This window comes from Sphingomonas oligophenolica (genome assembly GCF_006438955.1).
In the GTDB taxonomy this organism is placed as follows: Bacteria; Pseudomonadota; Alphaproteobacteria; order Sphingomonadales; family Sphingomonadaceae; genus Sphingomonas; species Sphingomonas oligophenolica_A.
Map to the genome: position 1 here is coordinate 1 of NZ_RCZK01000009.1, position 25,265 is coordinate 25,265.

The window sequence follows — 25,265 nt, forward strand, 5'->3', positions numbered from 1 at the left end:
GCGCGATCTCAGACGCCTGATCCGCCGGCGACGTCATCACAGATACTGGCGGCTTCGCCGCCCGGCCTGTTGGCGGAGCGCTGCCCTCCTGCTGCTTACGCTGCCAGCGACGCAGCATCGTGGGCATGATTCCCAGCTCAGCTGCCACCTCGGTCTGCATCCGACCGCTCGTCTCCCACAGCGCGACCGCCTCGCGCCTGAACTCGTCCGTAAACCGACGCTTCGTCGTCATCGCCATCGTACACCTCCTGGCTCCGCAGAGCCTATCATCGGTGTCCGTCAAACCGAGGGAAGATCACATGCCGATTCCGCCGAACTCGCGTTCGAGCAGCTGACGTTGCTCGTGAAGGAAAGCGAAGGCGGCTCCGACCTGTCGCGCGACGACATACGCGCGCTCCTCAAGATGCTCGTCGATGTCGTGGTGCAGACGAAGAAGACCGACGGCGATTTTCGCGTGACGGAGATCTATTATGATCCTGCGGCCAGGCATGCCGCCTGACGGCGGCGCGGCACGATTGTTCATCGGTGTCCCGCTGGGGCTGCTGATCGCGCTCGCCAGCGCCAGCATGATCGGCTGGCTGATCCTCGGCCTGCCCGTCGCCGCTTATGACCCGCTCAAAATGCCTGCGTTCGTCTGGTATTATCGCGGCGATCCCCAGGTCGTCCGAGCGATGGCGGGCGGGACGATCGCCAGCCTCACGCTGCTGGTGGGACTGGTCTATGCGCTATGGGCGCGCAGTGCGCCATTGCACGGGGCCGCGCGCTTCGCCATTTCCAGCGCTCAAACCTCCCGCAAAACCATCCGGCCCTTCGCGAAACATTCGTAGCAGGGCCTTTTCCTGCCGTTCGTTGATTTCGCCGCGCAAGCGATCGAGCAGCCGCGTCTTGTCGATCAGGAAGTGGATGCGGGTTATCGTCCGCGCCTGCGCCTCGATGACAATATCGGAAAACCACTTCAGCCAGGCATTGATGTCGTTGCTCTGGCTGCCAAGCTGAAGCGCGGCGTAGTAGGCCTTGCGGTGGCGATGGATCGTTTCCGCCAGTGCCGTCAGCGTCGGGGCCGCGAGGTTTTGGGCCAATGCCTTTTCTGCAATCGCGCGACCGATTCGTCCATTGCCGTCTTCAAAGGGATGGATGCCCTCGAACCACAAGTGCGAAATGGCGGCACGGGTGATCGCGGGCAGCGGGTTCGGTGACGACGGCGCGCTGTCGTTGAACCACGCGATGAAACGGGACATTTCCATAGGGACGGCATCTGACGGCGGTGCCTCGAAATGCACACGCGGCGCATGGAGTGCGCCCGAAACGATCTGCATTGCATCTTCGTGCGTTCGGTAGCGCCCCACAACAGCAATGTCGCGACGCCCGTTCATCAGCATGGCATGCCAATCAAATAGGGTCTGATCATCGAGCGGCGCTGCATGGTTGCGATAAACATCGGCCATGAGTTCGGCGGCCCCGGCCTCCGCCGCGCTGGCGCGGCGCTGGTCGGTGGCAAAGCCCAGGTGACGTGCGAGCGACGACTGAACGCTGGCGCGGTCGAGGATCTCGCCCTCGATCGCTGAGCTATCGACAATTTCCTGCGAGATCAGTTCGATGGTCAGGCCATCGCGCTCATTGGCGTCCAAGTGGTGGAGCGCGCCAATGACGACGCCAGAGCCTTTCAGGAATTGTTCTTCTGACGCGCGGATGCGATCCGCGTCGAAGCGGAAAGCAGGCCAGTCGGGAAATTGCCAATTCCAGCGCATGATCGATAGGGTGCCTTTCTATCAATCACGATACAGCCCAATTAGGATTGATAAAGCGATAGCCAACCAATCACCAAAGGCACATTGTCGCTTCGCGGGGTCAATTTGTGGCGATGGCGGCATCCCGGATGGGATGCCAAGTGCCAACATGACAATGCCGTTCGATTGTCATTTCGCGCAGCGGAGCGCGGGCCGTGCGAGCCCAGGCGATCCGCTGATGCAGGCTCCTGTCCCCCGTGCGGTGGAATTTTCAGAGCCTGCTATTTTGGATGGTGCGGGCGGTGGGAATCGAACCCACACTCCTTGCGGAACGGGATTTTGAATCCCGCGCGTCTACCAATTCCACCACGCCCGCGTCGCGACACGCCTATAGCGTCGTCATCAAAGGGCGCAACGGCAAACGCAAACATTGCATCTCATTTCACTGGTTTCGCAGCCTTCTTTCGAGCGGAAACCGGCATCGGGCGCGCCTTACGAACATTGACAGCCGAAGCGTCAATGTTGTTCTTCAAATGGCGCCCATAGTATTTCTCAATCATTTCAACACTGGTGCGGCAGTTCTTGGCGACCTGGTAAATATCCGCGCCTTCGAGCAGCCGAAGGCAGATATAGGTGTGCCGAAGGCTGTAGCAGGTGCGGATGTGGCCATCTCGGTCGAACTTCAGATTCAGCTCGTCGAGGACAGTGTTCATCAACTCGCGCGGCGATTTCCCGAAAACACGGTCGGTCGGTTTGAGCTGCTTGCGCTTGCGGACCCGCTCGAACGGCAGGATCGCGCCGGGCATCGATTTGCAGAAACCGACGCCACGCTTGCCGCGCACCTCGATTTCCAGGATGCGCTCGCCGGTCGATTCGCCGTCGACGATCTTGACGTCGCGCAGCTCAAGCCGCGAAGCCTCATCGGGGCGCAGCCCGGTGTTTCCCATGAACAGGACGTAATCGTAGAAGGTTTCGCAGACTTCGCGCCAGCGCGGCTTGGGCGGGTTCTTCGCTCGCCCGCGCGTCGCCTCATAGAGCATCTTGTATTCCTCCGGGGAGAACCAAGCGCGATGCTCCAGCTTGCCGGAGGTCTTATAGGGTGCCGACATATCCGGGATCGCCGGTATCCAGCCCTTGCGGTTTGCCGTCTTCAAAACCTGACGGAGCGTGACGATTTCGTGATGCAGCGTTGCACGGGCGGGCCTTTTCGGCTTGCCGGTCTTGGCATCGACCCGCGATGACTGGCGGTGAAGCCGGTATTCCTGAACCTTGCCCGCGTTAATGTCCGCGAGAGCCGTCTCGCCGAAGAACGGCAAGAGGTGGACACGGATGATGTCGGACTTCGATTTCACATACCCAACGTTGCGTTCGCCAAGGGTGATGACCTCGAACTCATTGGTGAAAGCGGTTGCGGCATCCTCAAAACTGGGACCAGTTGGCGTTCGGGGCCGCCCGCTTTTGATCGACCGCTCGATCTGCGCGTCGGGGTCGGCGATCTGCGGTTGTACGGGACCGCCTGCCAAGCGGACGCCAGCGCGTCGGCGTTGGCGGTCTTCGACGCACCGCTCCATATACCAGTCACGGGCAAAATCCTTGGCGGCGGCCAGGCTTACTTCCTTGGTGGTCTGCCGTTGATTGCGGCTGCCGAGATAGGTTGCGCATTGCCAGAAGCGGCTGCCCTCACGCCGGTAAACGTGGAGCGCTCCATCCATCAACAAATGGCTTTCTACCGGCATTGTGAAAACTCCAAAATGTGTAAGACTTGTGTAAGTCTTTTTCGGAGTCTCGACCCTACCTAAACCATTGGTTTTACGCTGTTTTTGCCTTCATTTCTTAGGCATAACCCAATTTTGAGTCCGGCGCGTCTACCAATTCCACCACGCCCGCATGCCGACCCGTGCACCTTGGCGGTCATCGATCGGCGAGGCGAAAGCCTATAGGCAAGCCGATCGGTCTTTTCTAGATCCGATTTACGGCGAGGATGGGACCTTGTGCGGGCGCACCAACATTTCGGTCAACGACGACACGAATGGCACACTGCACCGCTTTCACTCTCTGAAGACGAAGCCTGAACTCAAGCTGCGGTCTCGATTGGGCCGCGCAAGGCGTAACTTCTCATTCCCACTCGATCGTACCCGGCGGCTTCGACGTGTAATCATAGGTCACGCGGTTGATGCCGCGGACCTCGTTGACGATCCGGGTCGCGACCCGGGGCAGAAAATCGCCGGGGAAGGAGAAGGCCTCCGCGGTCATGCCATCGGTCGAGGTCACCGCGCGCAGCGCCAGGACATAGTCGTAGGTGCGCCCGTCGCCCATCACGCCGACGCTGCGCACCGGCAGCAGCACCGCAAACGCCTGCCAGATCGCATCGTAGAGCCCCGCGGCGCGGATTTCCTCGAGGTAGATCGCGTCCGCCTTGCGCAGGATGTCGCAGCGCCCCTTGGTGACCTCCCCAGGGATGCGGATCGCCAGCCCCGGTCCGGGGAATGGGTGGCGCCCGACGAACACGTCGGGCAGTCCCAGTTCGCGCCCCAGATCGCGGACCTCGTCCTTGAACAATTCGCGCAACGGTTCGACCAGCTTCATGTCCATCCGGTCGGGCAGCCCGCCGACATTGTGGTGGCTCTTGATCGTCACCGATGGCCCGCCGGTGAAGCTGACGCTTTCGATGACGTCGGGATAGAGCGTCCCCTGCGCGAGGAAATCGGCGCCGCCGATCTTTTTCGCCTCCGCCTCGAATACGTCGATAAAGGTCTTGCCGATGAACTTGCGCTTGGCCTCGGGATCAGTGATCCCCGCCAGGCCGTTCATGAACAGCGTTTCCGCCTCCACATGGACGAGCGGGATGTTGTAATGGCCGCGGAACAGGCTGACGACCTGTTCGGCCTCGCCCGCGCGGAGCAGCCCGTGATCGACGAAGACGCAGGTCAGTTGATGCCCGATCGCTTCGTGGATCAGCAGCGCCGCGACCGATGAATCGACCCCGCCCGACAGCCCGCAGATGACGCGGCTGGTGCCGACCTGGGCGCGGATTTCCGCGATCTTGGTCGCGCGGAATTCGGCCATCGTCCAGTCGCCCGCCAGCCCGCAGACGTGGCGCGCGAAATTGCCGATCAGCTTGCCGCCATCGGGGGTGTGGACCACCTCCGGGTGGAACTGCATTGCGTAGATCCGTCGCTCGTCATCGGCGATCACCGCGTGAGGCGCGCCGGGGGAAAAGGCCACGGGGCGAAAGCCGGGCGCGAGGCGGGTGACCCGATCGCCGTGGCTCATCCACACCTGGTGGCGCTCGCCCTCGCTCCACAGCGCGTCGAACAGCGCGCAGCGATCCGCGATCTCGATGAAGGCGCTGCCGAATTCGCCCGAATGGCCGAGCTCCACGGTGCCGCCGAGCTGGTGCATCAGCGCCTGCTGGCCGTAGCAGATGCCCAGGATCGGCAGGCCGCTGGCGAGGATCGAGTCGGGAATCCGCGGGCTATCCGCCTCGAGCACCGATGCCGGGCCGCCCGACAGGATGATGCCCTTGGGTCGCATCCGTTCAAACGCCTCGACCGCGGACTGGAACGGCGCGATCTCGCTATAGACCCCCGCCTCGCGGACGCGGCGCGCGATGAGCTGGGTGACCTGGCTGCCGAAATCGACGATGAGAATGCTGTCGGGATGCTCCATCGACGCCGTGTAGCGAGCGATGGCGGACAACGAAAGGGGCCGCGCCCATCGCTGGACGCAGCCCCCGGAATTTCAGGCGATGCAGCGGTTATGCCGCCTCGTCGTAACCCTCGTCGGTCATCACCGGACCCGAATCCTGGCCCTTGGCGGACACGTCGCGGTCGACGAATTCGATGATTGCCATCGGCGAGGCATCCGACAGCCGCGGCCCGATCTTGATGACGCGGGTATAGCCGCCGTTACGGTCGGCGTAGCGCGCCGCAATCACGTCGAACAGCTTGAGCAGCTGGGTGTCGTCGAGCAGCCGCGCATGCGCCAGGCGGCGGTTCGAGAGACCACCCTTCTTGGCCAGCGTGATCAGCCGTTCGATATAGGGACGCAGTTCCTTCGCCTTGGCGACGGTCGTCGTGATCTGTTCATGCTTGATGAGCGCGGCGCTCATGTTGCGGAACAGAGCAATGCGGTGGGCCGAGGTCCGCTGAAGCTTACGGCCGCCTACGCGATGGCGCATGATTAATTCCTTCGTTCGTATAGCAGCCGTGCGAGGTACTGCCAGCCAGGCGGTGCGATACGGGCCACCGCCCAAAACCCGTCAAAGGTAACAAAGGTAACGCAACGCCAGGGTCGAAAATGCGACCAACCGAGTGCCTCAGCCCATGATTTCCTGTTCGAGCTTCTTGGCCATTTCCTCGATATTCTCGGGCGGCCAGCCGGGGATGTCCATGCCCAACCGCAGCCCCATTGAGGACAGCACTTCCTTGATCTCGTTCAGCGACTTCCGCCCGAAATTCGGCGTTCGCAGCATCTCCGCCTCGGTCTTGCCGACCAGATCACCGATGTAGATGATGTTGTCGTTCTTGAGGCAGTTGGCCGACCGGACCGACAGTTCGAGCTCGTCGACCTTCTTGAGCAGGTAACGATTGATCTGCTGGGTATCGCCGCTGACGTCGCCATCCGCAGGCGCGGCGGCGTGGCCGATCGGGGCCGCCGACCGCGGCACCGCCGAATCGTCGAAGTGAACGAACAGCGCGAGCTGGTCCTGAAGGATGCGCCCGGCATAGCCAACCGCGTCTTCGGGAGTGATCGTGCCGTCGGTTTCGATCGTCAGCGTCAACTTGTCGTAATCGAGGTCCTGCCCGACACGTGTGGGATCGACCTTGTAGCTGACCTGGCGGACCGGCGAATACAGCGCGTCGACCGGGATCAGCCCGATCGGGGCGTCTGCCGGACGGTTGGCGACCGCGGGAACATAGCCCTTCCCCACGTCGGCGGTCAGCTCCATGTTGAGCGTCGCGCCTTCGTCGAGATGGCAGATCAGCAGATCGGGGTTCATGATCTCGATGTCGCCCGACACCGCGATGTCGCCTGCCTTGACGTCGGCAGGGCCGGTCGCGGACAGCTGGAGACGCTTGGGGCCTTCGCCCTGCATCCGAATCGCGATCTGCTTCACGTTCAGGACGATGTCGGTGACGTCCTCACGGACGCCGGCCAGCGAAGAAAACTCGTGAAGCACGTTCTCGATCTTGATCGAGGTGACCGCGGCGCCCTGGAGCGACGACAGCAGCACGCGACGCAGCGCATTGCCGAGCGTCAGGCCGAAGCCACGCTCGAGCGGCTCGGCGACGAAGGTCGCCTTGCGCTTGCCATCGCCACCCGATTTCTTTTCGAGGCCGCTGGGCTTCTTCAGTTCCTGCCAGTTCTTTGCATTGACAGACACGTGTGTCCCCTAGGATTTTGGGCCGGAACGGGGGCTGTTCCAGCCGGGAAAGGAACGCGACCGCTCGTCAGCAGCCACGGTAGACTCGAACCGCTGGCAGTTAGACCCGGCGGCGCTTCGACGGCCGCACGCCATTGTGCGGGATCGAGGTAACGTCGCGGATCGAGGTGATCTGGAACCCGACCGCCTGAAGCGCACGGAGCGCCGATTCGCGGCCCGAACCGGGGCCCTTAACCTCGACTTCGAGCGTCCGGACGCCGTGTTCGGCGGCCTTCTTGCCCGCGTCTTCGGCGGCGACCTGGGCCGCGTAAGGGGTCGACTTGCGCGAGCCCTTGAAGCCCATGTTGCCAGCCGACGACCACGAAATCGCGTTGCCCTGGGCATCGGTGATCGTGATCATGGTGTTGTTGAAGCTGGCGTTCACATGCGCGACGCCAGAGGTGATGTTCTTACGTTCACGGCGCTTAATGCGCTGCGGTTCACGTGCCATTGGAAATCCTGACCTTCGAATACTGAGACCGGGAGGCTGTCGGTTTCATGCCTGCCTCCGGCGGAGAAGAAGTGATATTCGTACCCCGTACGAATGCCTTACTTCTTCTTGCCCGCGATCGGCTTCGCCTTGCCCTTGCGAGTACGCGCGTTGGTATGCGTGCGCTGGCCGCGAACCGGCAGGCCACGACGATGGCGCAGACCGCGGTAGCAGGCGAGATCCATCAAACGCTTGATGTTCATCGACACCTCGCGGCGAAGGTCACCCTCCACCTTGTGGTCCGCATCGATCGTTTCGCGAATCTGCAGAACTTCCTGGTCGGTCAGATCCTGGACCCGACGCTCGGGAGCAATGCCCAGCTTGGTCGTGATTTCCTTGGCCTTCGTGTTACCGATGCCGTGGATATAAGTCAGCGCGATTACCACGCGCTTGTTGGTCGGGATATTAACACCCGCGATACGTGCCATGAACTTTATTCTCCTAGCTCCACAGGGTCGGCATGGCCGCACGAAACCCCATCTCGTCGCACTGATCCGAATCGCCCATTCCCAAACGCAAGAACGCGGCGTGCGCAAGGCAGCGCCGCCGGGAACCGGTAACTCGGAATAACGGGGAGGTAGGCGCTCGGATGATGGGTGTCAAGCGGTGTGGCTGGACCCCCGGGCTGGCACGCGCCAACCCATGCCATGGTCGGCGCGTGCCAGCCTGCCCCGCCCGAACCGCGATCAGCTGTCCATGACCGCGTCGATCTCGGCGCCGACGACGTCGATATCCGCCATCCCGTCGATCCGCTTCACCAGTCCGCGCGCGTCGTAGATCGGCAGGATCGGCGCGGTCTTCTTGCGATATTCCTCCATCCGCGTGCGGACAGTGTCGGCATTGTCGTCGGGGCGGCGCTTGAACTCGGTCGATCCGCACACGTCGCACACGCCCGCCACCTTGGGCCGCTTGAAGCTGTCGTGATAGCCGGTGCCGCACTTGGCGCAGGTATAGCGTCCGACAATCCGTTCAATGAGTTGGGGCTCGTCGACCTCGAGTTCGATGACATGGTCGAGCGTGCGGCCGCGCTCGGACAGCAGCTGATCGAGCGATTCGACCTGCGCGGCGGTGCGCGGATAGCCGTCGAAAATCACCCCGGTGTCGGCGTCCAGCGTGTCGAGCTTCTCGCCGATGATCCCTGAGACGATCTCGTCAGAGACGAGCTCACCCGCCTCCATCACCGTCTTGGCGCGCAGGCCCACCGGCGATCCCGACTGCACCGCCGCGCGCAGCATGTCGCCGGTCGATAGCTGGACCATGCCGTGCTTGTCGACGAGCCGGCTTGCCTGGGTACCCTTGCCTGCGCCCGGGGGGCCCAAAAGAATGATATTCACGCGAACGCTCTCCCTCGTTCGTGGTCAATGCCCCCACCGGGGATCAGCGCAGGCGTCCGCCCTTCAGCTTCGCCTTCTTGATCAGGTCGCCATATTGATGCGCCAACAAATGCGACTGGATCTGCGTCACGGTGTCCATCGTTACGTTGACGACGATCAGCAGGCTAGTCCCCCCCAGGTAGAACGGGATCGACAACGCCGACACCAGCCATTCAGGGATCAGGCAGATCGCGGCGAGATACGCCGCGCCGATCACCGTGATCCGGGTCAACACGTAATCGAAATACGCTTCGGTATTCTTGCCCGGGCGGATGCCGGGGATGAACCCGCCATAGCGCTTCAAATTATCCGCGGTCTCCTCCGGATTGAAGACGACGGCGGTGTAGAAGAATGAGAAGAACACGATCCCCGCGCCGTACAGCAGCATGTACACCGGGCTGCCGTGCTGGAGATACTGGTTGAGGGTGATGATGATATCGCCCCATTTCGACTGGCCTGCGACCCGCTGCCCGGCAAACTGGCTGATCGTCAGCGGCATCAGCAGCAGCGACGAGGCGAAGATCGGCGGGATCACGCCCGCGGTGTTGATCTTCAGCGGCAGGTGGCTGCGATCGGCCTGCATCCCGCGCTGGGTCTGTCGTTTGGGATATTGGATCAGGATGCGCCGCTGTGCGCGCTCCATGAAGCAGATGAACAGGATCAGCACCGCGACCGCGACGACGATCCCGACCAGCTTGATCGGATCGAGGCTGCCGGATCGGCCGCCCTCCATCAGGTTGACGATCGTCGTCGGCAGATGCGCGACGATGCCCGCCATGATGATCAACGACACGCCGTTGCCGATCCCGCGGCTGGTGATCTGCTCACCGAGCCACATCAGGAACATCGTGCCCCCGATCAGCGAGATCACCGCGGCGATGCGGAACGCCATGCCCGGTTCGATCACCGCCTGCATGCCGTTGCTGGCGCCCAGCGCCTCGAGCCCCACCGCGATGAAATAACCCTGTACCGCGGTCAGCCCGACGGTGCCGTAGCGGGTATATTGGTTGAGCTTCTTGCGCCCGCTCTCGCCTTCCTTCTTGATCGCGGCGAGCGTCGGCGACAGCGAGGTCGCGAGCTGCACCACGATCGAGGCGGTAATGTATGGCATCACGCCGAGCGCGGTCAGCGACATCCGGCTGAGCGACCCGCCCGAGAAGGTGTTGAAGAAATCGAGCACGCCCCCGGTGGTGCGCTGCGACAGTTCGTTGAGCACGGTCGGGTCGATCCCGGGCAGCGGCACATAGCTCAGCAGCCGGAACACGATGAGCACGCCCACCGTGAACCACAGTCGCTTCTTGAGGTCGGTCGCCTTCGCGAATTTCGAAAGGCTGATGTTTTGCGCCATCTGGTCGGCTGCGGATGCCATCGGGGTCACATATCCTGAAACCGGGTGCCCGTGGAGGTAGTACTTCCACGAGGCCCTAACGAAGAACGGCGGGATGCGGTGTTACCCGCCCCGCCGCTCATATAGGCGCGCCAGCGCGCTTGTCTAACCGGCTCGCCGCATTGGCCCCCGCGGGGCGGGGGCCAACAACGTGGGTCAGTTCGCGAATGAGGCCTTGTGCGCCTTGCGCTCCTGGTATTTCACGCCCTTCTTGGCGGCAGCCTTGGCGGACGGTTCGATATATTCGATCATGTCGACCTTGCCGCCTGCCTTTTCGACCGCCTCGATCGCGCCCTTCGACGCGCCGTTGACGGTGAACGAGACGACCGTGGTCAGCGCGCCCTTGGCGAGCAGCCGAACGCCGTCCTTGCCACCGCGCGCCAGGCCAGCGGCCTTGAGCGCGGCGTGGTCGAGCGTCGCGGTCGCTTCGATCTTGCCGGCGTCGATCGCCTTCTGAATCGCACCCAGGTTCACTTCGGCGAAATCCTTGGCGAAGATGTTGTTGAAGCCGCGCTTCGGGAGCCGCATGTGGAGCGGCATCTGGCCGCCCTCGAACCCGGCGATGCTGACGCCTTCACGGCTCTTCTGGCCCTTCTGGCCCCGCCCGGCGGTCTTGCCCTTGCCCGAGCCGATGCCGCGTCCGACGCGCATCTTGTCCTTGCGGGCACCGTCGTTGTCCCGGATTTCATTGAGTTTCATGTCGTGCACTCGCTTTCGCTTTTGTCGCGCAAAACCTGATTGGCAGGATGCCGATCAGGTTGCAGTCCCAGCGAAGGCTGGGACCTGTTGCCGCAGACTATTCCCCTGCGGCATGAGACCCCAGCCTGCGCTGGGGTGACGATCGCGCTACTCCGCGACCGACACCATGTGCCGCACCTTGCGGATCATCCCGCGAACTTCAGGCGAATCCTGGAGTTCACGCGTCCGGTGCATCTTGTTGAGGCCGAGGCCGATCAGCGTTGCGCGCTGGCTCTTCTCGCGGCGGATCGGCGATCCAGTCTGCGTGACCGTGACCGTGCCGCCCACTGGCTTGTCCTGCTTCTTTGCCATCATTCTTACTCCGTGAGCGCCGCTGCATCAGCCTCGGCGGTCTGTGACCCACCGCGGCCGAGCAGATCGGCGATCTTCTTGCCGCGACGCTGCGCGACCGCCTTGGGCGACGTCTGGTCGCCCAGGGCTTCGAACGTGGCGCGGATCATGTTGTACGGGTTCGACGTGCCGACCGATTTGGTCACGACATCGGCCACACCGAGCGATTCGAAGATGGCGCGCATCGGGCCACCCGCGATGATCCCGGTCCCCTGCGGCGCAGCGCGCAGCGTCACGCGGCCGGCACCGAAATGACCGTTGGCATCGTGATGCAACGTGCGACCATCCTTGAGCGGAACGCGAACCATTGCCTTCTTGGCAGCGGCAGTCGCCTTCGAGATGGCTTCGGGCACTTCGCGCGCCTTGCCGTGGCCGAAGCCGACCCGGCCCTTGCCGTCACCGACGACGACGAGCGCTGCAAAGCCGAAGCGCTTGCCGCCCTTCACCGTCTTCGACACGCGGTTGATGTGGACCAACTTCTCGATCAGCTCTTCGCCGCCGTCGTCGCTGCCGCCACGGCCACGATTGCCGTCACGACCACCGCGACCGCCGTCACGGCCACCGCGATTGCCGCCGGGGCCTCCGCCACGATTGCCACCGGGGCCACCCCGACCACCGCCGCCGGGACCACCACGACCGCGGCCACCGCTGCCGCCGCCGCCCTGATAACCGCCGCCCGTGCTGGGCGCCGTGGCGGCGCTCTGCGCGGTCACGTCCTGCTGCGTCGTTTCCGGCTTCAGCACCATCTCGGGCTGGTTGCCCTCGCCCGTCGTGTTCTCGTCAGCCATATCTTAAAACTCCAGTCCGGCTTCGCGCGCGGCGTCGGCCAGCGCCTTGACCCGGCCGTGATAGAGAAAGCCGCCACGGTCGAAGACGACCTGGGTGACACCCGCCTGCTTGGCGGCTTCGGCGACGCGTTTGCCGACCGCGGTCGCGGCCTCGACATTCGCACCCGACGTGTCGCGCGCATCCTTTTCCAGCGTCGAGGCGGCAGCGAGCGTCTTGCCCGCCGCATCGTCGATCACCTGGGCATAGATATGCTTGCCCGACCGATGCACCGACAACCGCGGACGGCTGCCAGCACGCGAACGGAGCGCGGTACGGTTGCGGCGACGCCGCTTCTCGAACAGAGAGAGACCCTTGGTCATTACTTCTTCTTCCCTTCCTTGCGGAAGATGAACTCGCCGTCGTATTTGATGCCCTTGCCCTTGTACGGCTCGGGTTTACGCCAGCGACGGATTTCGGCGGCCAGCTGGCCGACCTTCTGCTTGTCGGCACCGCTGATCTCGACCGTCGTCGCGTCGGGCGTCTTCACGTCCAGATCGGCGGGGACATCGATGTTCACGTCGTGGCTGTAGCCGAGCTGCAGACGCAGGTTCTTGCCCTGCATCGCGGCGCGATAGCCGACGCCGTTGATCAACAGCTTCTTGGCGAAGCCGTCGGTCACACCGGTCACGAGGTTCTGCACCAGCGTGCGCTGCATACCCCAAAAGGCCCGCGCCTGCTTGGTGTCGTTCGCCGGCATCACCGTGATGCCGCCGTCCTCGAGCGTGTACTTGATCTCGTCACGCATCGCGAGGCTGAGGGTGCCCTTGGGACCCTTCACGTTCAGGGTCTTGCCCTCGATCGTCGCGGTGACGTTCGCCGGTACGGTTACCGGCCTTTTACCGATGCGGCTCATCAGAACACCTCCGCAAGGACTTCGCCGCCGACGTTCTGCTCGCGCGCTTCCGCGTCGGACAGAACGCCGCGAGGCGTCGAGACGATCGTAATGCCGAGGCCGTTCATGACCCGCGGCAGGCTCTGCGAGCCCGAATAGACCCGGCGCCCGGGCTTCGAGACGCGCGCGACATGCTTGATCGCGGGCTGGCCCTCGAAATATTTGAGCTCGATGCGCACGCCGGCGGCGGGGCCCATCTGCTCTTCGCTGTAGCCGCGAATATAGCCTTCGCGCTGCAGCACGTCGAGGACGCGGACCCGCAGCTTGCTGGCGGGTGAGAGGACGGAGTCCTTCTTCGCACGCTGGCCATTGCGGATGCGGGTGAGCAGGTCACCCAGGGGATCGGTCACTGCCATTTCAGATTCCTTACCAGCTCGACTTCGTGACGCCCGGGATCAGGCCCTTGTTGGCCAGTTCGCGGAGCTGAATACGGCAAAGCCGAAACTTGCGATAATAGGCGCGCGGGCGGCCCGTGATCTCGCACCGGTTACGGATGCGGGTCGGGTTCGCGTTGCGCGGCAATTCCGCCATCTTCAGGCGCGCGATCAACCGCTCGCCTTCGTCGAGCGTCTTGTCGTTCGCCTGGGCCTTCAGCGCCGCGTACTTCGGGGCATACTGTTTGACCATGCGCTTGCGACGCTCATTTTTGTTCACCGAACTCAGTTTCGCCATGGACTTAAGCTCTCTTCTTCGAATTCAACATCATGCGGCTCATGCCGCCTTCTTCTCGTCGGCCGCTTCCTCTTCGATGGGGAAGGGGAAACCGAACAGGCGAAGCAGCTCGCGCGCCTCGTCGTCGGTGCGCGCCGTCGTCGTCACGATCACGTCCATGCCGCGTATCTGGTCGATCCGGTCATAGTTGATCTCGGGAAACACCAGCTGCTCCTTCAGGCCGCAGGCATAATTGCCCCGCCCGTCGAAGCTCTTGGGGTTGAGGCCGCGGAAATCGCGAACCCGCGGCAATGCGATCGTAATGAAGCGGTCGAGGAATTCATACATCCGCTCACGGCGAAGGGTAACCTTCACGCCGATCGGCATGCCTTCGCGCAGCTTGAACTGCGCGATCGACTTCTTCGCCTTGGTCACGACGGGCTTCTGCCCGGCGATCAGCTCCATCTCGGACGCGGCCTGGTCGACCTTCTTCTTGTCCTGAGTCGCTTCGCCAACGCCCATGTTCAGCACGATCTTGTCGAGCCGGGGCACCTCGTTGACATTCTTGTAGCCGAACTTCTCGGTCATCGCCTTGGCGATGCTGTCGTCGTACATCGACTTCATGCGGGGCTTGTAATCAGCCATCGATCTGGTCTCCGGTCTTGACGGCCACGCGGACCTTCTTGCCGTCCTTGGTTTCGAACCGGACGCGGGTCGGCTTGCCGTCCGCGGTCACGTGCGCGACCTTGGATACATGCAGCGGGGCTTCGATCTTCTCGAGGCCGCCCTGCGGGTTTTCCTGGGTCGGCTTCTTGTGACGCGTCGCGACGTTGACGCCGCCGACGATCACCTTGTCCAGCTTCGGCATGGCGAGCGTGACCGTGCCGGTCTTGCCCTTGTCCTTGCCGCTGAGGACGATGACCTGGTCACCCTTCTTGATGCGAGCAGCGGCCATTACAGCACCTCCGGCGCAAGACTGATGATCTTCATGTGCTTCTTGCCGCGCAGTTCGCGCACGACCGGGCCAAAGATCCGGGTGCCGATCGGCTCCTCGTTCTTGTTGACCAGGACGGCGGCGTTCGAATCGAACCGGATGGTCGATCCGTCGGCGCGGTGGATATCCTTGCGGGTACGCACGATCACCGCGCGGTGAACGTCACCCTTCTTCACACGACCACGGGGCTGCGCTTCCTTGATGCTCACGACGATGATGTCGCCCACGCCGGCTACCCGACGCTTCGACCCACCGAGCACCTTGATGCACTGCACCCGCTTCGCGCCGCTGTTGTCAGCGACGTCGAGGTTGGATTGCATCTGGATCATCGATCCGCTTCCTTCTCACACTTGGGGTGGATACCGACCCAGCCCCGCCTTTGTTGATGATTACGCCGAGGGCGGCGCGGCCGCAGCCTCTTCGCCCGACAGGTCGATCCGTTCGGGCGTCGCGTGGGTGTTGACCCGATCGACGACCTTCCAGGTCTTCAGCTTGGAGATCGGCGCGGTCTCTTCGATCCGCACGGTTTCGCCCTGCTTGAATTCGTTCGCCTCGTCATGGGCGTGGTATTTCTTCGAACGACGGATGATCTTGCCGTAAAGCGGGTGCTTGACCTTGCGCTCCACGTTCACGACCACCGTCTTTTCGCCCTTGTCGGACACGATCAGTCCGGTCAGCACGCGCTTCGGCATGATAGTATCCTTACTTCGCCGACGCGGCGCTGGTGCGCTGCGTCTGCAGGGTCTTGATGCGCGCGATATCCTTGCGGACCTCGCGCACGCGGCTCGGGCGCTCGAGCTGGTTGGTCGCCGCTTGGAAGCGCAGATTGAACTGCTCGCGCTTCAGCTCGCCGAGGCTCTCGCTGAGTTGGTCGTCGGTCTTGCCGACGAGATCGGTCTTGGGCGTTGCCTTCGCCATCTTATTCGCCTCCGAGATGCGAGGTGTCGCCGAGACGGGCGACGACCTTCACCTTGATTGGCAGCTTCATCGCTGCGCGCTCGAACGCCTCTGCGGCGATCTTGCCCTCGACGCCGTCGAGTTCGAACAGGATCCGACCCGGCTTGACGCGGGCGGCCCAGAACTCGGGGCTGCCCTTGCCCTTGCCCATGCGGACTTCGGCAGGCTTCGAGGAGACCGGCACGTCCGGGAAAACCCGGATCCACAACCGGCCCTGACGCCGGATGTGGCGCGTGATCGCGCGGCGAGCCGCCTCGATCTGACGCGCGGTCAGCCGGTCGGGCTCCATCGCCTTCAGCCCGTACGAGCCGAAGTTCAGCGAAAAGCCACTCTTGGCGTCGCCCGATATCTTGCCCTTGAAGGCCTTGCGGAACTTGGTGCGCTTTGGCTGCAACATGTCTGGTGTTCCTTAGCGACGATCATCGCGTGCGGGACGCACGCCGGAAGTCTGCGCTTCCATCATCAACCGGTCCTGCGCCATCGGGTCATGGCCGAGAATCTCGCCCTTGAAGACCCAGACCTTGACGCCGCAAACCCCGTAGGAGGTGAGCGCGGTCGCTTCGGCATAATCGATGTTCGCGCGCAACGTGTGCAGCGGAACCCGACCCTCGCGATAGCTTTCGGACCGCGCGATCTCGGCACCGCCGAGGCGGCCACCGCACGCAACGCGAATGCCGTCGGCACCCAGGCGCATCGCCGACTGCACAGCGCGCTTCATCGCACGACGGAACGCGATCCGGCGCTCGAGCTGATCGGCGATACCCTGCGCGACAAGCTTCGCGTCGACTTCGGGCTTGCGGATCTCGACGATGTTCAGCGACACGTCAGACTTGGTCATCGTACCGATGGTACGACGCAGCTTTTCGATGTCGGTGCCCTTCTTGCCGATGATCACGCCGGGGCGCGCGGCATAGATCGAAATCCGGCACAGCTTGGCCGGGCGCTCGATCACCACCTTGGAGATCGCGGCCTGCGGCAGCGTCTTCATGATGTAGGTGCGGATCTTCAGATCCTCCAGCAGCAGCTGACCATAGTCATGGCCTTCCGCATACCAGCGGCTGTCCCAGGTGCGGTTGATCTGCAACCGCATCCCGATCGGATTGCTCTTATGACCCATTACGCTTCTTCTTCCTGCTCGCGCACAACGATGCGCAGCTTGCTGAACGGCTTGAGGATGCGGGTCGACTTGCCGCGACCGCGGGTGGCGAAGCGCTTCATCGTGATCGCCTTGCCAACCGAGGCCTCGGCGACGACGAGCGCGTCGACATCGAGGTTGTGGTTGTTTTCGGCGTTGGCGATGGCGGAGGCCAGCACCTTGCGTGCCTCGACCGCCATGCCCTTGGTCGAGAACGCCAGGATGTTCATCGCATCGCCCGCCTTCTTCTTGCGGATGAGACCGGCGACCAGGTTCAGCTTCTGCGCCGAACCACGGATCTGGGTGTTGACCGCGAGCGCCTCGTTATCGGCGACCCGGCGGGGGGATTTAGCCTTGGACATCAGCGCTTGCCCTTCTTGTCGGCGGAGTGACCCGGGAAGTAGCGCGTCGGCGCGAATTCACCGAGCTTCATGCCCACCATGTCTTCGTTGACCGACACCGGCACGAACTTGCGGCCGTTGTAGACGTTGAACGTCAGGCCGACGAACGACGGCAGGATCGTCGAGCGGCGCGACCAGGTCTTGATCGGCGTGCGCGAATTGGCATCCTGCGCCGTCTCGGCCTTCTTGAGCAGGCTCAGTTCGACGAACGGGCCTTTCCAGACGGAACGAGCCATTACTTCTTCCTCGCGTGGCGGCTACGGATGATCATCTTGTCCGTAGACTTGTTGTGGCGGGTGCGCGCACCCTTGGTTGGCTTGCCCCATGGCGTCACCGGATGGCGACCGCCCGAGGTCCGGCCTTCACCACCGCCGTGCGGATGGTCGACCGGGTTCTTGGCAACACCGCGGGTCAGCGGACGCTTGCCCATCCAGCGCGAACGCCCGGCCTTGCCGAGGTTCTGGTTCTGGTTGTCGGGGTTCGACACCGCGCCGACCGTCGCCATGCAATCGCTGTGGATATAGCGCTGCTCGCCCGAATTGAGGCGAACGATCACCATCCCGCGATCACGACCGACGACCTGGACATACGTGCCCGCCGATCGTGCGATCTGGCCACCCTTCATCGGCTTCATCTCCACATTGTGGACGATGGTGCCAACCGGCATCTGGCCCAGCTCCATGGCGTTGCCCGGCTTCACGTCGGTCTTCTTCGCCGCGATCACCTTGTCACCAACACCCAGACGCTGCGGGGCGATGATATACGCCTGCTCGCCGTCTTCGTAGCTGATGAGCGCGATGAATGCGGTCCGGTTGGGGTCGTACTCCATCCGCTCGACCGTGCCTTCGGCGTCCCACTTGCGACGCTTGAAGTCGATGTAGCGATACTTCTGCTTGTGACCGCCCGCGATCCCGCGGCTGGTGACATGACCCTTGTTGTTGCGGCCACCCGACTTGCGCTTGCCTTCGGTCAGCGCCTTGACGGGCCGACCCTTCCACAACGCCGACTTGTCGACGAGGATCAGGCCGCGCTGTGCGGGCGTGGTCGGATTATAATGCTTGAGTGCCATTTCTCAGACCCCCCCTAAACGCCGGTCGTCACGTCGATGGACTGACCGTCCTTCAAACGGACGATCGCCTTCTTGATGTCGGACTTCGTGTAGGGCGTGCCCTTCCACTTCTTCGTCTTGCCCTTTTGGACGATCGTGTTGACCCCGACGACATTGACGCTGAACAGCGCCTCAACCGCGGCCTTGATCTCGGGCTTGGTGGCGTCGCCCGCCACCCGGAACACCACCGCGTTATGCTCGCTAAGCAGCGTCGCCTTCTCGGTGATGTGCGGCGCGAGGATCACGTCGTAATGACGAATATCGACGCTGTCTTTCTGCTTCTTAGCCATTGAAGCGCGCCTCCAGCTTTTCGACGGCAGCGCGGGTCAGGACCAGCGTGTCGTGCTTCAGAATGTCATAGACGTTGGCACCGGCAGCCGGCAGCACGTCGATGGTGTGGACGTTGCCCGCGGCAAGCGCGAAGCTGTTCTCGACGGCATCGCCATCGATCACCAGCGCGGTCTTGCCGAAGCCGAGCTTCGCCCAGTCGGCGAGCAGCGTCTTGGTCTTGCTCTCCGCGACTGCCAGGCTGTCCATGATGACCAGCGAACCCGCCTTGGCGTGGCTCGACAGCGCCATCTTCAGGCCCAGCGCGCGAATCTTCTTGTTCAGCGACGGGTTGAAGTCACGAACGCGCGCGCCGTGAGCCTTACCACCACCGATGAAGACCGGCGCGCGACGATCGCCGTGACGCGCCGTACCGCCGCCTTTCTGGCGACCGAACTTCTTGCCGGTGCGCGCGACATCGGCGCGCTCACGCGTACCACGTGCCGTCTCACGACGCTTTTCGAGCTGCCAGGTCACGACCCGGTGGAGGATGTCGGCACGCGGATCGAGGCCGAAGACCTCGTCGTTGAGCTCGACATCCGCGGCCTTCGCCTTGGCGTCGAAGGAGGAAACCTTAACCTTCACTTGTCAGCCCTCCTGGCCAGTGGTGTCGCCGTTACCGGCATTCGTGTCGGCATCGATCTCGGTGTCGGTCGCACCGGCGCCATGCGCATCGGCTTCGGCGACACCGGCATTGACCTCGTCATCGCCCGGCAGTGCGGGGATGTCGTGGATCGCGCCCTCTTCGATTTCCATCACATGCGACTCTTCGTCGTGCGCCGCGGCGCGCAGGCCGGCGGGGAATGGAGCGGTCTCATGCTTGGCATGCTTGATCGCGTCCTTGACGAACAGCCAGCCACCCTTCGACCCGGGAACCGATCCCTTGACGAAGATCAGCCCGCGCGCGGCGTCGGTGCCGACGACTTCGAGATTCTGCTGGGTGCGATACTTGTCGCCCATGTGCCCGGCCATCTTCTTGTTCTTGAAGACCTTGCCCGGATCCTGGCGCTGACCGGTCGAACCAAGCGAACGGTGCGAGACCGACACGCCGTGGGTCGCGCGCAGACCGCCGAAGTTCCAGCGCTTCATGCCGCCGGCAAAACCCTTGCCCTGCGTCCGCCCCTGGATGTCGACGAGTTGGCCCGCGACATAATGTTCGGCGGAAAGCTCGGCGCCGACGTCGAGGAGGTTATCCTCGGTGACGCGGAATTCGTGGACGATCGCCTTGGGCTCGACCGAAGCCTTGCCGAAATGGCCGCGCTGCGGCTTGGCGACGTTCTTGGCCTTGGCAACGCCTGCGCCAAGCTGGACGGCGGTGTAGCCGTCGGTATCCATTTCGCGGCGGGAAACGACCTGCAAGCCTTCGAGCTGCAGCACGGTGACCGGCACATGCCGTCCATCGTCCTGAAACAGGCGGGTCATCCCCATCTTCTTCGCGATCACGCCGGTGCGCATGACCAAACTCCTCGACAGAGGCACCCGGCGGAATTGCCTGGGTGCGTGATGAGCCCCATCGAGAATAACTTCGATGGAGCTCGGCATCAGCCCGGAAATGCGAAGCGAGCCCCCGTCCCGGGCTGGTGTCCTTGCCTAAGCTAGAACGTAACGGGAGACGCTGTCCCGGTGGCAAGCCACCAGCGGTATCTCAAGTGTCGTACTCCTGCAGGACCGAATCCGGTCAACTGCGGGAGCGCAGCCCTTAGGCCAGCTTGATCTCGACGTCAACGCCAGCGGCGAGATCGAGCTTCATCAGCGCGTCGACCGTCTGCGGGGTCGGCTGGACGATATCGAGCATACGCTTGTAGGTGCGGACCTCGAACTGCTCACGCGACTTCTTGTCGATGTGCGGGCCGCGGTTGACCGTGAATTTCTCGATGCGGGTCGGCAACGGAATGGGGCCACGGATCAGTGCGCCGGTGCGGCGCGCGGTGTCGGCGATGTCGCCGGTCGCCTGATCGAGCACGCGATGATCGAACGCCTTGAGGCGAATGCGGATATTGCTGTCCATAAGACTGTCCTGGGGTCCCTACCGATGCGAAAGAGCGGGCCCGTTTCCGGGCTCTTGCTGTTCGGGTTCAAATTCGAAGGTGGCCCATTACGGGAGTGCGCGAGGAAACGCAACCGTGGACGGTGCGATTTTGCGACGGATCGCCGACGCGCGAGGCGAAACGGGACGCCGAATGACTGGTGTTGGTAGTGCGGTGCCGTTTCATTCTTAGCCCTCTCCTGTCTTCGCGGGAGAGGGTTCGGTGAGGGTCTTTCTTCTTCTATCCTCCCCCCGATGTATCCGGTGCGCCGCCAGATCAGCCGTCACGCCGCCCGCCTGATGCGCGAGCGCACCGACGTCGAGCAGATCATCTGGCTGGCGGTGCGCAACCGGCGCCTCGGCGGCTTCAAGTTCCGGCGACAGCATACAATCGGCCAACATTATGTCGTCGATTTCGCGTGCATCGAGGCCATGCTGGTCGTGGAGCTAGACGGCGGCCAGCATAACCCGACCATCGACGCGCCCCGCACCGCCTTTCTGGAAGCGAAGGGCTATCGGGTGCTGCGGCTCTGGAACAACGATGGCATCGACAATCGTGAAGGCGTTCTCGAGACGATTCTCTCCGCTCTCTTGGCCCGAACGGCGAAGTAGAAAGAAGAAGACCCTCACCCAACCCTCTCCCGCGAAAGCGGGAGAGGGCTAAGAGTCTCCGCAATTGGGCGAAAGCGGTCGAAGGGGAACTTTGGCCGATACGAGCCACCCTCACAACGAAAAAGGCCCGGCCTCCCCATCGGGAAGCCGGGCCTCTTCGTCTCAACCCTTGCGGGCGGAAATTACTTCGAAATCGCGCTCACCACGCCGGCGCCGACGGTGCGGCCGCCTTCGCGGATCGTGAAGCGCTGGCCCACGTCCATCGCGATCGGTGCAATGAGCTTGATGCCAAGCGCGACGTTGTCGCCGGGCATGACCATCTCGGTGCCTTCAGGCAGCTCGACGGTGCCGGTGACGTCGGTCGTGCGGAAGTAGAACTGCGGGCGGTAGTTGGCGAAGAACGGCGTGTGACGGCCACCCTCTTCCTTCGACAGCACGTACACTTCCGAATTGAAGTCGGTGTGCGGCTTGATCGTGCCGGGCTTGCAGAGCACCTGGCCACGCTCGACCTCGTCGCGGGCGACGCCGCGGATCAGCGCGCCGACGTTGTCGCCAGCCTGGCCCTGGTCGAGCAGCTTGCGGAACATCTCGACGCCGGTGACCGTGGTCTTGCGGACTTCGGGGTGGATGCCGACGATCTCGACTTCCTCGCCGACCTTGACGATGCCGGTCTCGACGCGGCCGGTGACGACCGTGCCGCGACCCGAGATCGAGAACACGTCCTCGATCGGCATCATGAACGGCTTGTCGAGCGGACGCTCGGGCTGCGGGATGTACTCGTCGACCGCCTTCATCAGCTCGAGCACGGCGTCCTTGCCGAACGTGTCGTTCGACCCCGACAGCGCGCAAGTCGCCGAGCCCTTGATGATCGGGATGTCGTCGCCCGGGAAATCATAGCTGCTGAGCAGCTCGCGGATTTCCAGTTCGACGAGTTCGAGGATTTCCTCGTCGTCGACCAGATCGACCTTGTTCATGAACACGACCATCGCGGGCACGCCGACCTGGCGTGCGAGCAGGATGTGCTCGCGGGTCTGCGGCATCGGGCCGTCGGTGGCCGACACGACCAGGATCGCGCCGTCCATCTGCGCCGCACCGGTGATCATGTTCTTCACGTAATCGGCGTGGCCCGGGCAATCGACGTGCGCATAGTGGCGCGCGTTGGTCTCATACTCGACGTGCGCGGTCGAGATGGTGATGCCGCGCTCGCGCTCTTCGGGCGCCTTGTCGATGTTCGCGAAGTCGACCGCGGTGCCGCCGGTCGTTTCGGCGAGCACCTTGGTGATCGCGGCGGTCAGCGACGTCTTGCCATGGTCGACGTGACCGATGGTGCCGATGTTGAGGTGCGGCTTGTTCCGCTCGAATTTTGCCTTGGCCATGATTTCCTACCTTCTGATTCTCAATTTCGGTGCCGCCGCTGGGGTCACGCGAACGCGGCCCCTTAGCGGTTCGTTTACGGTTGCGCCAGCCCTAGCCCCCCTCGTCACCCCGGACTTGTTCCGGGGTCCCGCTTGGGACGGCCGACACGGAAGTGAATTCCGTGTCGTCAGACCTCGGGGCTGTCGCCCGAGGCTGGCCGGCCTTTCGGCGTCTCTCGGCTAAGCGCGCTTAGCCGTGTGCGCCTCAGGCCAATTTCGCCTTGATTTCCTCGGCGACGTTCGTCGGAACCTCGTCATAGTGCGAGAACTGCATGCTGTACTGCGCGCGGCCCTGCGTGAACGAACGCAGCTGGTTCACATAACCGAACATGTTCGCCAGTGGCACCATCGCCTCGACGGTCTGTGCGTTGCCGCGGCTGTCGGTGCCCTGGATCTGGCCACGACGGCTGTTCATGTCGCCGATGACGTCGCCCAGATAATCTTCCGGGGTGACGACCTCGACCTTCATGATCGGCTCAAGCAGCTTGATGCCCGCTTTCTGTGCGGCTTCGCGCATCGCGCCACGCGCACAGATTTCGAACGCCAGCGCCGACGAATCGACGTCGTGGTACGCACCGTCGTACAGGTGGACCTCGAAATCGATGATCGGGAATCCGATCATCGAGCCGCTTTCGGCGGTCTCACGCATGCCCTTCTCGACCGAGGGGATATATTCCTTGGGAATATTGCCGCCCTTGACCTCATCGAAGAACTGGAAGCCGGTGCCGCGCTCGCCGGGAACGACGGTCAGCTTGACGCGACCGAACTGGCCCGAACCGCCCGACTGCTTCTTGTGGGTATAGTCGATGTCGACCTTTTTCGCGAGATATTCGCGATACGCCACCTGCGGCGCGCCGACATTGGCCTCGACCTTGAACTCGCGGCGCATCCGGTCGACCAGGATTTCGAGGTGAAGCTCGCCCATCCCCTTGATGATGGTCTGGCCGCTCTCGGCATCCGACGACACGCGGAACGACGGATCCTCGCGCGCCAGGCGATTGAGCGCGATGCCCATCTTTTCCTGATCGGCCTTGGTCTTGGGCTCGACCGACAGCTCGATGACGGGGTCCGGAAACTCCATCCGCTCGAGGATGATGGGCGCATTCTGCGCGCACAGCGTGTCGCCGGTCGTGGTGTCCTTGAGGCCCGCCAGCGCGACGATGTCGCCCGCGTACGCTTCCTGGATATCCTCGCGGTCGTTGGCATGCATGAGCAGCATGCGGCCGACCTTTTCCTTCTTATCCTTGACCGAATTCTGCACCTGCGACGCGGTTTCGAGCTTGCCCGAATAGATGCGCGCGAAGGTCAGCGTGCCGACGAAGGGATCGTTCATGATCTTGAACGCCAGCGCGCTGAACGGCGCGTTGTCGTCGGCTGCACGCTCGTCGACGGTCTCGCCGTCGAGCTTGAGGCCCTGAATCGGGGGCACGTCGAGCGGGCTCGGCATGTAGTCGACGACGCCGTCGAGCAGCGGCTGGACGCCCTTGTTCTTGAACGCCGAACCGCACAGCACAGGGACGAACGAAAAGTTCAGCGTACCCTTGCGGATCAGCTTCTTGAGGTCGGTCGTGCTCGGCTCGTTGCCCTCGAGATACGCCTCCATCAGGTCGTCGTCCTGCTCGACCGCCATCTCGATCAGTTCCGAACGCGCGGTCGCCGCGGCATCCTTCATGTCGTCGGGGATATCCTGATATTCGAACTTCGCGCCGAGCGACTCTTCGAGCCAGATGATCGCGCGGTTCTCGACCAGATCGACCAGGCCCTTGAAGCCGCCTTCGATCCCGATCGGCAGATACAGCACGGCCGGACGTGCACCGAGGCGATCCTTGATCATCTCGACGCAACGCTCGAAGCTTGCACCGGTGCGGTCGAGCTTGTTGACAAAGCACATCCGCGGAACCTTGTACTTTTCCGCCTGGCGCCACACCGTTTCCGACTGCGGCTCGACGCCCGCGACGCCATCGAAGCACGCGACCGCGCCATCGAGCACACGCAGCGAACGCTCGACTTCGATCGTGAAGTCGACGTGGCCGGGGGTATCGATGATGTTGATGCGATGCTCGGGGCCGTTGCCCTCTTCGGCCGCCCAGAAACACGTGGTCGCCGCCGACGTGATCGTGATCCCCCGCTCCTGCTCCTGCTCCATCCAGTCCATCGTCGCGGTGCCTTCATGCACTTCGCCGATCTTGTAGGACTTGCCGGTGTAATAAAGGATGCGCTCGGTCGTCGTCGTCTTGCCGGCGTCGATGTGCGCCATGATTCCGATGTTGCGATAGCGGTCGAGCGGGTGGCTGCGGGCCATGATCATGCTCCTGTGCCGACAATGCGGCGGTCAAAAATCGAAACGAAAAAACATCCGTTCGGGCTGAGCTTGTCGAAGCCCGGCCATCGATCGCAAGACCGCCCTTCGACAAGCTCAGGGCGAACG

At 63.2% G+C, this 25,265-nt stretch carries 34 protein-coding genes, 1 tRNA gene and 1 pseudogene; 2 read left to right on the top strand and 34 right to left on the bottom strand.

Features of this window, described 5'->3' with window-relative positions; all coding sequences use genetic code 11:
• Window positions 1-232 (bottom strand): transposase (locus EAH84_RS11320; RefSeq protein WP_425326458.1); only part of this gene is annotated, 232 nt, incomplete at its 3' end.
• A 66-nt stretch (window positions 233-298) separates the two neighbouring features.
• Between EAH84_RS11320 and EAH84_RS16390 the strand changes: the two are divergent.
• Window positions 299-499 (top strand): annotated as a pseudogene (locus EAH84_RS16390) (P-type DNA transfer ATPase VirB11); the annotation flags it as partial.
• Between the two features lie 226 nt (window positions 500-725).
• On the opposite strand, the gene EAH84_RS11330 reads toward EAH84_RS16390, so the two are convergent.
• The 31 genes from EAH84_RS11330 to rpsJ all read right to left on the bottom strand — a co-directional run bounded on the left by EAH84_RS11330 (window position 726) and on the right by rpsJ (window position 20,792).
• The gene (locus tag EAH84_RS11330) at window positions 726-1,748 is read right to left on the bottom strand and encodes a Fic family protein (protein ID WP_241656568.1); all 1,023 of its coding nucleotides are present in this window, start codon (window positions 1,746-1,748) and stop codon (window positions 726-728) included.
• 270 nt (window positions 1,749-2,018) lie between these two features.
• Window positions 2,019-2,103: transfer RNA gene (locus EAH84_RS11335), tRNA-Leu, on the bottom strand.
• Between the two features lie 61 nt (window positions 2,104-2,164).
• Entirely contained in the window at window positions 2,165-3,463 is a 1,299-nt protein-coding gene (locus EAH84_RS11340; RefSeq protein WP_140872031.1) for a site-specific integrase, read from the bottom strand.
• Window positions 3,464-3,842: 379 nt separating this feature from the next.
• Window positions 3,843-5,396, bottom strand: a complete 1,554-nt coding sequence (gene guaA, locus EAH84_RS11345) for a glutamine-hydrolyzing GMP synthase (protein WP_140872235.1) — start codon at window positions 5,394-5,396, stop codon at window positions 3,843-3,845.
• Between the two features lie 88 nt (window positions 5,397-5,484).
• A complete protein-coding gene (gene rplQ / locus EAH84_RS11350) occupies window positions 5,485-5,907 on the bottom strand; it encodes a 50S ribosomal protein L17 (protein ID WP_140872033.1) in 423 nt (140 codons plus the stop codon).
• A gap of 138 nt (window positions 5,908-6,045) precedes the next feature.
• Window positions 6,046-7,113 (bottom strand): DNA-directed RNA polymerase subunit alpha, encoded by a 1,068-nt coding sequence (locus tag EAH84_RS11355; RefSeq protein ID WP_140872035.1) that lies wholly within the window; start codon window positions 7,111-7,113, stop codon window positions 6,046-6,048.
• 100 nt (window positions 7,114-7,213) lie between these two features.
• Window positions 7,214-7,603: a 30S ribosomal protein S11 gene (gene rpsK, locus EAH84_RS11360; protein ID WP_140872037.1), complete on the bottom strand. Its 390-nt coding sequence runs from the start codon at window positions 7,601-7,603 to the stop codon at window positions 7,214-7,216.
• 98 nt (window positions 7,604-7,701) lie between these two features.
• Window positions 7,702-8,070 carry a 30S ribosomal protein S13 gene (rpsM, locus tag EAH84_RS11365; protein WP_140872039.1) on the bottom strand — a complete coding sequence of 123 codons (369 nt, stop codon included), beginning with the start codon at window positions 8,068-8,070 and terminating at the stop codon, window positions 7,702-7,704.
• A gap of 258 nt (window positions 8,071-8,328) precedes the next feature.
• Window positions 8,329-8,976: an adenylate kinase gene (locus EAH84_RS11370; RefSeq protein ID WP_140872041.1), complete on the bottom strand. Its 648-nt coding sequence runs from the start codon at window positions 8,974-8,976 to the stop codon at window positions 8,329-8,331.
• A gap of 43 nt (window positions 8,977-9,019) precedes the next feature.
• Window positions 9,020-10,384, bottom strand: coding sequence for a preprotein translocase subunit SecY (gene secY, locus EAH84_RS11375; protein ID WP_140872043.1), 1,365 nt, complete (start codon window positions 10,382-10,384; stop codon window positions 9,020-9,022).
• A 174-nt stretch (window positions 10,385-10,558) separates the two neighbouring features.
• Complete coding sequence (gene rplO, locus EAH84_RS11380; RefSeq protein ID WP_140872045.1) at window positions 10,559-11,101, bottom strand: 50S ribosomal protein L15; 543 nt, start codon at window positions 11,099-11,101, stop codon at window positions 10,559-10,561.
• A gap of 147 nt (window positions 11,102-11,248) precedes the next feature.
• Window positions 11,249-11,452, bottom strand: coding sequence for a 50S ribosomal protein L30 (gene rpmD, locus EAH84_RS11385; RefSeq protein WP_140872047.1), 204 nt, complete (start codon window positions 11,450-11,452; stop codon window positions 11,249-11,251).
• A gap of 5 nt (window positions 11,453-11,457) precedes the next feature.
• Window positions 11,458-12,279, bottom strand: coding sequence for a 30S ribosomal protein S5 (gene rpsE / locus EAH84_RS16395; protein ID WP_241656569.1), 822 nt, complete (start codon window positions 12,277-12,279; stop codon window positions 11,458-11,460).
• A 3-nt stretch (window positions 12,280-12,282) separates the two neighbouring features.
• A complete protein-coding gene (gene rplR, locus EAH84_RS11395) occupies window positions 12,283-12,639 on the bottom strand; it encodes a 50S ribosomal protein L18 (RefSeq protein WP_140872049.1) in 357 nt (118 codons plus the stop codon).
• A complete protein-coding gene (rplF, locus tag EAH84_RS11400) occupies window positions 12,639-13,172 on the bottom strand; it encodes a 50S ribosomal protein L6 (RefSeq protein WP_140872051.1) in 534 nt (177 codons plus the stop codon). The genes rplR and rplF overlap by 1 nt, the downstream gene beginning before the upstream one ends.
• The gene (gene rpsH, locus EAH84_RS11405; RefSeq protein WP_140872053.1) at window positions 13,172-13,567 is read right to left on the bottom strand and encodes a 30S ribosomal protein S8; all 396 of its coding nucleotides are present in this window, start codon (window positions 13,565-13,567) and stop codon (window positions 13,172-13,174) included. Before rpsH ends, rplF begins: the two co-directional genes overlap by 1 nt.
• Before the next feature lie 10 nt (window positions 13,568-13,577).
• Window positions 13,578-13,883, bottom strand: coding sequence for a 30S ribosomal protein S14 (rpsN, locus tag EAH84_RS11410; protein WP_140872055.1), 306 nt, complete (start codon window positions 13,881-13,883; stop codon window positions 13,578-13,580).
• 39 nt (window positions 13,884-13,922) lie between these two features.
• Window positions 13,923-14,507, bottom strand: a complete 585-nt coding sequence (rplE, locus tag EAH84_RS11415; RefSeq protein WP_140872057.1) for a 50S ribosomal protein L5 — start codon at window positions 14,505-14,507, stop codon at window positions 13,923-13,925.
• Window positions 14,500-14,817: a 50S ribosomal protein L24 gene (gene rplX / locus EAH84_RS11420; RefSeq protein WP_140872059.1), complete on the bottom strand. Its 318-nt coding sequence runs from the start codon at window positions 14,815-14,817 to the stop codon at window positions 14,500-14,502. The genes rplE and rplX overlap by 8 nt, the downstream gene beginning before the upstream one ends.
• Entirely contained in the window at window positions 14,817-15,185 is a 369-nt protein-coding gene (gene rplN, locus EAH84_RS11425; RefSeq protein WP_140872061.1) for a 50S ribosomal protein L14, read from the bottom strand. The genes rplX and rplN overlap by 1 nt, the downstream gene beginning before the upstream one ends.
• A gap of 60 nt (window positions 15,186-15,245) precedes the next feature.
• Window positions 15,246-15,548: a 30S ribosomal protein S17 gene (gene rpsQ, locus EAH84_RS11430; RefSeq protein ID WP_140872063.1), complete on the bottom strand. Its 303-nt coding sequence runs from the start codon at window positions 15,546-15,548 to the stop codon at window positions 15,246-15,248.
• Window positions 15,549-15,558: 10 nt separating this feature from the next.
• Window positions 15,559-15,774, bottom strand: a complete 216-nt coding sequence (gene rpmC / locus EAH84_RS11435; protein ID WP_140872065.1) for a 50S ribosomal protein L29 — start codon at window positions 15,772-15,774, stop codon at window positions 15,559-15,561.
• Window position 15,775: 1 nt separating this feature from the next.
• Window positions 15,776-16,210, bottom strand: coding sequence for a 50S ribosomal protein L16 (gene rplP, locus EAH84_RS11440; protein WP_140872067.1), 435 nt, complete (start codon window positions 16,208-16,210; stop codon window positions 15,776-15,778).
• Between the two features lie 12 nt (window positions 16,211-16,222).
• Window positions 16,223-16,930: a 30S ribosomal protein S3 gene (rpsC, locus tag EAH84_RS11445; RefSeq protein WP_140872069.1), complete on the bottom strand. Its 708-nt coding sequence runs from the start codon at window positions 16,928-16,930 to the stop codon at window positions 16,223-16,225.
• Complete coding sequence (gene rplV / locus EAH84_RS11450; RefSeq protein ID WP_140872071.1) at window positions 16,930-17,310, bottom strand: 50S ribosomal protein L22; 381 nt, start codon at window positions 17,308-17,310, stop codon at window positions 16,930-16,932. Before rplV ends, rpsC begins: the two co-directional genes overlap by 1 nt.
• Window positions 17,310-17,585, bottom strand: a complete 276-nt coding sequence (rpsS, locus tag EAH84_RS11455) for a 30S ribosomal protein S19 (protein ID WP_140872073.1) — start codon at window positions 17,583-17,585, stop codon at window positions 17,310-17,312. Before rpsS ends, rplV begins: the two co-directional genes overlap by 1 nt.
• On the bottom strand, window positions 17,585-18,418 hold the full coding sequence (gene rplB, locus EAH84_RS11460) for a 50S ribosomal protein L2 (protein ID WP_140872076.1): 834 nt from the start codon (window positions 18,416-18,418) through the stop codon (window positions 17,585-17,587). The genes rpsS and rplB overlap by 1 nt, the downstream gene beginning before the upstream one ends.
• Window positions 18,419-18,432: 14 nt before the next feature.
• Window positions 18,433-18,747, bottom strand: a complete 315-nt coding sequence (locus tag EAH84_RS11465) for a 50S ribosomal protein L23 (RefSeq protein WP_140872078.1) — start codon at window positions 18,745-18,747, stop codon at window positions 18,433-18,435.
• On the bottom strand, window positions 18,740-19,369 hold the full coding sequence (rplD, locus tag EAH84_RS11470) for a 50S ribosomal protein L4 (protein WP_140872080.1): 630 nt from the start codon (window positions 19,367-19,369) through the stop codon (window positions 18,740-18,742). Before rplD ends, EAH84_RS11465 begins: the two co-directional genes overlap by 8 nt.
• 3 nt (window positions 19,370-19,372) lie before the next feature.
• Entirely contained in the window at window positions 19,373-20,239 is an 867-nt protein-coding gene (gene rplC, locus EAH84_RS11475; protein WP_140872082.1) for a 50S ribosomal protein L3, read from the bottom strand.
• Between the two features lie 244 nt (window positions 20,240-20,483).
• Complete coding sequence (gene rpsJ, locus EAH84_RS11480) at window positions 20,484-20,792, bottom strand: 30S ribosomal protein S10 (RefSeq protein WP_007406109.1); 309 nt, start codon at window positions 20,790-20,792, stop codon at window positions 20,484-20,486.
• Window positions 20,793-21,065: 273 nt separating this feature from the next.
• Between rpsJ and EAH84_RS11485 the strand changes: the two genes are divergently transcribed.
• Window positions 21,066-21,422 (top strand): endonuclease domain-containing protein, encoded by a 357-nt coding sequence (locus EAH84_RS11485; RefSeq protein ID WP_140872084.1) that lies wholly within the window; start codon window positions 21,066-21,068, stop codon window positions 21,420-21,422.
• Between the two features lie 182 nt (window positions 21,423-21,604).
• On the opposite strand, the gene tuf is transcribed toward EAH84_RS11485, so the two are convergent.
• Both tuf and fusA read right to left on the bottom strand, forming a co-directional pair.
• Window positions 21,605-22,798 carry an elongation factor Tu gene (gene tuf / locus EAH84_RS11490; RefSeq protein ID WP_140872086.1) on the bottom strand — a complete coding sequence of 398 codons (1,194 nt, stop codon included), beginning with the start codon at window positions 22,796-22,798 and terminating at the stop codon, window positions 21,605-21,607.
• A gap of 244 nt (window positions 22,799-23,042) precedes the next feature.
• Window positions 23,043-25,139 (bottom strand): elongation factor G, encoded by a 2,097-nt coding sequence (gene fusA, locus EAH84_RS11495; protein WP_140872088.1) that lies wholly within the window; start codon window positions 25,137-25,139, stop codon window positions 23,043-23,045.
• Window positions 25,140-25,265: the final 126 nt, after the last annotated feature.